This window comes from Massilimicrobiota sp. SW1139 (genome assembly GCF_012027715.1).
Lineage (GTDB): Bacteria > Bacillota_I > Bacilli_A > Erysipelotrichales > Coprobacillaceae > Allocoprobacillus > Allocoprobacillus merdigallinarum.
In genome coordinates, this window is record NZ_SJOR01000002.1 from 198,953 (window position 1) to 204,994 (window position 6,042).

A 6,042-nucleotide genomic window follows, 5' to 3' on the forward strand; every position below is an offset into this window, starting at 1 on the left:
ATCAACATAACAGGTCTTATATATTTTCTAGAATCTTTTTTCTTTGTCTTAAATAAATCAAATATAATATAAGACTGATGACAAGAACTATACCTATAATCAACATCAAACAATGCATAAAAAATGTTTCTGGTAAAATAGTAATAACTGGGTCTGTTGTTTCATCAAAAATCCAATAATCATTTCTAAATACTATTTGATGAAAAAGAATAAAAGCCTTATTAAAATCAATCGCTGCAAAAAATCCAATAACTAAAGGGATACCTACTGAAGACAATGACGTTAATCTTAAAAAACGATATTCATGCTGTTTTATACGATAAATTCCCGCTATAAGTGTCATGAGACCACTGATAACACAAATCATTTGGATTGCTTCAAAGATTCTTTTGACTTCTTCAAAATGAATACGTCCACTTGTTGACATAACAAAATTTGGTAGATTGAGATCTCCTTGGTAAAAAAGACTCTGATATTGAATCAAAACATCATAATTATGACGAATGACATCAGCTGAAAGTCCTGTACTTTCACTCAGATTTAAAAAATCAATATCAAAATAATAGAGCGGTTTAAAGAAAACTGTAAATACTACCGCAAAACTGATAATGAAAATAGCGAAAACAACAGCTAAGAAAATATCACTTTTTCTATTCTTTATAAATGAAGTCAGCACCTTTTTGCACCTCTACTTTAGATAAACCAGGATAGCTTTGTTGGCGTAATACTTCGTAAATACCTATAGCGACACAATTAGAAAGATTTAAACTTCTAGCATCAGCATCCATTGGAATACGAACACATTCATCTAAATGCTGTTTTAAAATATCATGTGGGATTCCATCATGTTCATGACCAAAGATGATGTATTGATCCTGATCAGATACATAATTTTGATCACTATAACATAGTTTTGAATAACGTGTAAAAAAATGATAATCGCCGTGATTTTGACTCACAAAATCTTCCCAGTTTTCATATATCTGCATTTGTAAATCTTTAATATAATCTAACCCGGCACGCTTCATATGTTTATCATCTAAAGAAAAACCTAATGGTTTAATAAGATGCAACTTCGAATGTGTTGCTACACAAGTACGCATAATATTCCCTGTATTTTGAGGGATTGCAGGATGTACTAAAACAATATGATTCATGATTAATCTCCCTCACCTTTCAAAATTGTATATAGCTTTTTAAGTGCTTTGGCACGATGTGAATATTGATTTTTTTCTTCCAATGTCAATTGTGCAGATGTTTTATGAAGTTCTGGCACATAAAAAATTGGGTCATATCCAAAACCATTTTCACCTTCAATTTTATCATAAATTTCTCCATCAAAATATTCTTCAATCAAGATAGGCTGTTGATCAGGCCTGCATAAAGCCATAGCGCAAACAAATCTAGCACCTCTATCTTTACCCTTAACAGCATCAATAATGTACTGATTCTTAATATCATAACTTGTATCATGCCCCATAAAACGTGCTGAATAAATTCCAGGTGCTCCATCTAAGGCATTGACTTCCAATCCAGAATCATCTGCCAATACAGGCTTATGAATCATATCACAAATTGTCTGAGCTTTAATTAAAGCATTTTCCTGAAAAGTCTTTCCATTTTCTTCAATATCTATGTCTTGATCAAACACGTCTTTTAATGATTTAACTTCGATACCAATTTCTTCTAACATTGCTTTGATTTCTTTAATTTTTCCTTCATTTGTAGAAGCTACAATAATTTCTTTCATTTCTCTCACTCCATTTTCAAACTTTTCTTGACTTCTGATATAGGCATTTTCTGTCCCGTCCAAAATTCAAAAGAAACAGCACCCTGATAAAGAATCATGCCTTCTCCATTCATATATTCAAGACCATTTTCTTTTGCTAATGTTAATAACTTTGTTTCTTGAGGATTATAAATAATATCAGCCACCTTTAATGACTTATTGAGATAAGATTTATCAGGAATTAAACATCCATCAGTATGTGGTTCCATTCCTACATTTGTAGTTTGAATAAGCAAATAAGCATCTTTTAAATCATTTTTTAAAGATTGCATATCTTGCAAAGATTTTAATGTTATAGAACAATGACATTGTTGATTCATTTGTTCAACCCAATCCTTATGACTGCGATTATAAACAATAATATCCTTAGCCTGTTTTGTCAGTGCAGCCACAATAGCTCTAGCAGCCCCACCAGCACCCAAAACAACAATTTTCTGTTGATCAAGATCCCAATGTTTTTCTTCACAGGCCTTGATAAAGCCGATTCCATCACTGATATGACCAATCAGCTTACCATGATCATTTTTGACTGTATTAACAGCCTGACAGAGTTTGGCTTCTGGAGTCAGTTCATCAAGATAAGATAAAATCTTCACTTTATATGGCATGGATACATTAAATCCCTTGATGGGTAATATTCTGGCACTTGTTATAAAATTGGCAAAATGATTTTCCTCCACCTCAAATGCCAAATAGACATCATCAATACCCAAGTATTGAAAAGCTGTATTATGCATCATTGGTGAAAAGGAATGTTTAATAGGATTAGCAACAATACCATATAATCCTGTATAACCCGTAATCTTATTCATCATAACCCTCCTTGATTTCTTTTCTATTATATAGCAATCATCTACAAGACTCAAAGAATTATTTTAAGAATATGAAAAAAACACTTCTATTTTTATTTTTCGAGTATAATCATGTATAGGAGGTAATTTTTTATGATTAATCAATTAATAGTGAATGCTGATGATTTTGGAATGACACAAGCCAATACCATTGGTATACTTGTAGGGCATAGTCAAGGCATTATTACTTCAACAACATGTATGATGAATATGCCTTATGCTGAGTTTGCTTTAGAACAAGCTAAAAAATTTCCACAACTGGGAGTTGGAGTTCACCTGGTATTAACCGTTGGTCGTCCTTTAGTAGAAGGAGCTCAATCCTATACAGATCAAAATGGAGATTTTATTCGACCAAAAGATTATCCTGATGGAAAACCACACGCTAATCAAGATGAACTTTATCGTGAATGGAAAGCTCAGATAGAAAAATTTATTGAAATAGCTGGACATAAACCAACACATATTGATTCACACCATCATGTCCATCTATTACCATGGCATTTGGATGTCACAAAACGATTAGCTTTAGAATATGATTTACCTATTCGCCAACGTGAACAGGTTCTTGATACATATCCTTATATTCCTGTTTATGATCAGATGTATAATGATGATGCTAATTATCAATATTTTACACATGTTCTTTCATCCTATCATGGACCTTTGGAATTCATGTGTCACCCTGCTTATCTTGATCAAAGACTCTATGATATGTCCAGCTATAACTTACCACGTATGAAAGAACTTGAACTTTTAACTTCACCAGAAGTCAAAACTTTCATACAAGAAAATCATATTAAACTTATTAATTTTTCTGATCTTCCACATAATCATTTATAATTTGACAAAAGATTCTTGCATTCTTGTAAAAAAATGTTAAAATAGATATGTCCGTAGAGATACGGATATGGTGAGGAAGAAGAGCAAGGTGGAAGTTATTTGGTAGAGAGATGGAGATTGTAGTTCATATAATACAAAACTTTCGAAAAATAATAACACAAAAAAAGAGATTGTAAGTCGAACTTATAATCTCTTTTTTCTTTATTGAAAAGATTTTTATAACTTTTCATGACCCTCTATTTGATTTAATACCCCTAATATGGCTAAAAACAATCCTGGAACAATCAATCCCAAATAATCCACTCTTATCACCACCAAGGTTATTTTAACATTCCTTTCAAAAAGAAGTGTTAAAACAAGGTAAAAAGATTTTTCAAATTGTGTTATTTACCATTTTTTATGAAGATCTTCTTTGGTAATAGGTCGAATCACCTGACATGGATTCCCTGCAGCGATTACATATGGCGGAATGTCATGAGTGACAACACTCCCTGCCCCAATGATAGCTCCCTGATTAATCTTAACACCTGGCAAAATAGTCACATTCCCACCTATCCACACATAATCATAAATTTTAACTGGACGTGCATACTCTAAGCCTTGCATCCTTTGTCCTTCATGAAAAGGATAAGAAGCAGTATAGATATTCACATTTGGTCCCATGACAACATGATCTCCAATCTCTACAAGTCCCTGATCTAAAATAGTGAGATTAACATCACTATAAAAATCAATACCAACTGTAATATGGTAACCATACTGACAATAAAAAGGTGGTTCAATCCATAATTCACCTTTACAATTCAATAATTTCTTTAATAAAACATCTTTTTCTTCTTTTTGAACAGGAGTATAACGATTATATTCATAGAGCATTCGTTTACAAATCTCTCTTTCATGATATAATTCCTGATCATATGACTGGTATAAATGCCCAGCCTTCATTTTTTCTTTTTCACTCATTTATTTTCATCCTTTATTATTTTTTCTATATGTTCAATCATCGCCTGACAGTCATAAGTAGCAAAAATAGAAGCATCTATATTATCTACTAAAACAGGTTTTAATTTTTGCGATAACTCATGTTGTTTATATCTGAGTTGAGGAGCTATGAGAATCAAATCATATTTTTGATAAACATTTTCTAACTGATAAACTGCTGTTGCATCAATATGATAAGGTAAATGATTTAACTGACAATATTTATTTAATTTTTCAGCAAAATATCCCGTTGTCATACCACCTGAACAACATAATAAAATATGAGAATTTGGCTTTTCATCTTCAAGCAGTTTTTCCATCATACGATGAAACAGATTGGTTGCATAATGAAAGTTATAAAACTGATAATGTAAATAAAATAACAGTTCTTCTCCTTCCATAATCGCTTCTTCTACAATTCCTATAGGCCAAACAACAAATCTGGCAACACGATTTTTATAATAAATTTTATAAGTTCTTGAATCATATTTTTCTAGCTTTAAGCGAGGATCACTTGTTACCTGATAATAAACCCATTTTCTAAAGACTTCTAAATCTTCCTGTTTATAAAAAGTTTCCATTGCCCTCACCACCATATGTCTATTATACTAAACTTTCATCAAAATACCAACTACATAAAAAAGAGAAAATCTCATCTCGATTTTCCCAAATGATTTTTCTTCATCTATTTTCATGTTCCATGTCTTTTCACATCTTCTCAAAGACTTTTCTGTTGTTTATAAATTCCGTAACTTTACATAATCATTACAATCATAAACGACAAGGTTTCTATTTCCTCGGCAATATTTTATCATTTATACCACTTCTTGTATATTTAGGTATAAAAATGACAACTCTATCTACATCATACATAATGTTTAATCTTTTGATAATCGCATATTTCATATAAAAAAGAATGAATATTGATCATTCATTCTCTGTATCATTTCATATCGTTATGAGTCTTTTTTATGATTTAACTGATAAATCTTTCTTTCCAAAGACACAAAGAAATGTTCTTTGGGACTTTGATCAAAATGTATCAAATAGAAAGATAAAACAAGCCCGCCAATCACAGCAACCAGCATATCTGTCAATGTATCATGGACACCACTTGTCCAATGATTAATAGCATCATAGTTAAAAAAGACTAACAAAGCATATTCATAAAACTCCCATAATAAAGCCACTAAAGCATTAACAGCATTCAAAAATAGAAACATCAGACTTTGACGATGATCTTCTCTCAAAAAATATTTATAGATAAAATATATCAATTCACAAATGACAACACCACTGGCACAATGTATAAATTTATCATAATAGGGCGTTGAATAGCCTCCAAGGCAACTTCCCCAAAGACTGGCAAAATAAACAAAAACAAGATTAATGATATAAAATTCTAATGGAACTTTGATATGTAATATTTTCATGAGTACAGGTAAAATCCACGGTGTCAGACAGGCAACAAAAGTCATTCCAAAATACTTTCCTTGCCAATTGACATAAAAAGCATATATTAAAGTGACAATATAAATGATTAAACAGCTATACCATATGGTTTTTAATTTTTTCATAATG

8 protein-coding genes are annotated in these 6,042 nt (G+C 31.3%); 1 reads left to right on the top strand and 7 read right to left on the bottom strand.

The window, feature by feature from the left end; translation table 11 throughout:
- Positions 1 to 16: 16 nt before the first annotated feature.
- The 4 genes from E0K96_RS02310 to aroE are packed head-to-tail and all read right to left on the bottom strand — an operon-like array spanning position 17 to position 2,601.
- On the bottom strand, positions 17 to 676 hold the full coding sequence (locus E0K96_RS02310) for a TIGR01906 family membrane protein (RefSeq protein ID WP_168080888.1): 660 nt from the start codon (positions 674 to 676) through the stop codon (positions 17 to 19).
- Complete coding sequence (locus E0K96_RS02315) at positions 651 to 1,157, bottom strand: tRNA (cytidine(34)-2'-O)-methyltransferase (RefSeq protein WP_168080890.1); 507 nt, start codon at positions 1,155 to 1,157, stop codon at positions 651 to 653. The genes E0K96_RS02310 and E0K96_RS02315 overlap by 26 nt, the downstream gene beginning before the upstream one ends.
- Before the next feature lie 2 nt (positions 1,158 to 1,159).
- Positions 1,160 to 1,750 carry an XTP/dITP diphosphatase gene (locus tag E0K96_RS02320; protein WP_087244484.1) on the bottom strand — a complete coding sequence of 197 codons (591 nt, stop codon included), beginning with the start codon at positions 1,748 to 1,750 and terminating at the stop codon, positions 1,160 to 1,162.
- A 5-nt stretch (positions 1,751 to 1,755) separates the two neighbouring features.
- The gene (aroE, locus tag E0K96_RS02325; protein WP_240924402.1) at positions 1,756 to 2,601 is read right to left on the bottom strand and encodes a shikimate dehydrogenase; all 846 of its coding nucleotides are present in this window, start codon (positions 2,599 to 2,601) and stop codon (positions 1,756 to 1,758) included.
- A 132-nt stretch (positions 2,602 to 2,733) separates the two neighbouring features.
- Between aroE and chbG the strand changes: the two genes are divergently transcribed.
- Positions 2,734 to 3,480, top strand: coding sequence for a chitin disaccharide deacetylase (gene chbG / locus E0K96_RS02330; protein WP_168080893.1), 747 nt, complete (start codon positions 2,734 to 2,736; stop codon positions 3,478 to 3,480).
- 387 nt (positions 3,481 to 3,867) lie between these two features.
- On the opposite strand, the gene E0K96_RS02335 is transcribed toward chbG, so the two are convergent.
- The 3 genes from E0K96_RS02335 to E0K96_RS02345 all read right to left on the bottom strand — a co-directional run bounded on the left by E0K96_RS02335 (position 3,868) and on the right by E0K96_RS02345 (position 6,038).
- Complete coding sequence (locus tag E0K96_RS02335; protein ID WP_087298095.1) at positions 3,868 to 4,443, bottom strand: sugar O-acetyltransferase; 576 nt, start codon at positions 4,441 to 4,443, stop codon at positions 3,868 to 3,870.
- Entirely contained in the window at positions 4,440 to 5,042 is a 603-nt protein-coding gene (locus E0K96_RS02340) for a PTS sugar transporter subunit IIB (RefSeq protein WP_168080894.1), read from the bottom strand. Before E0K96_RS02340 ends, E0K96_RS02335 begins: the two co-directional genes overlap by 4 nt.
- Positions 5,043 to 5,417: 375 nt before the next feature.
- The gene (locus E0K96_RS02345; protein WP_087298097.1) at positions 5,418 to 6,038 is read right to left on the bottom strand and encodes a DUF2238 domain-containing protein; all 621 of its coding nucleotides are present in this window, start codon (positions 6,036 to 6,038) and stop codon (positions 5,418 to 5,420) included.
- Positions 6,039 to 6,042: the final 4 nt, after the last annotated feature.

Excerpts from the sequence above, each read along its gene's own strand:
- E0K96_RS02315 (WP_168080890.1), bottom strand. The coding sequence starts at position 1,157 with ATGAATCATATTGTTTTAGTACATCCTGCAATCCCTCAAAATACAGGG.
- E0K96_RS02320 (WP_087244484.1), bottom strand. The coding sequence starts at position 1,750 with ATGAAAGAAATTATTGTAGCTTCTACAAATGAAGGAAAAATTAAAGAA.
- aroE (WP_240924402.1), bottom strand. The coding sequence starts at position 2,601 with ATGAATAAGATTACGGGTTATACAGGATTATATGGTATTGTTGCTAAT.
- chbG (WP_168080893.1), top strand. The coding sequence starts at position 2,734 with ATGATTAATCAATTAATAGTGAATGCTGATGATTTTGGAATGACACAA.
- E0K96_RS02335 (WP_087298095.1), bottom strand. The coding sequence starts at position 4,443 with ATGAGTGAAAAAGAAAAAATGAAGGCTGGGCATTTATACCAGTCATAT.
- E0K96_RS02340 (WP_168080894.1), bottom strand. The coding sequence starts at position 5,042 with ATGGAAACTTTTTATAAACAGGAAGATTTAGAAGTCTTTAGAAAATGG.
- E0K96_RS02345 (WP_087298097.1), bottom strand. The coding sequence starts at position 6,038 with ATGAAAAAATTAAAAACCATATGGTATAGCTGTTTAATCATTTATATT.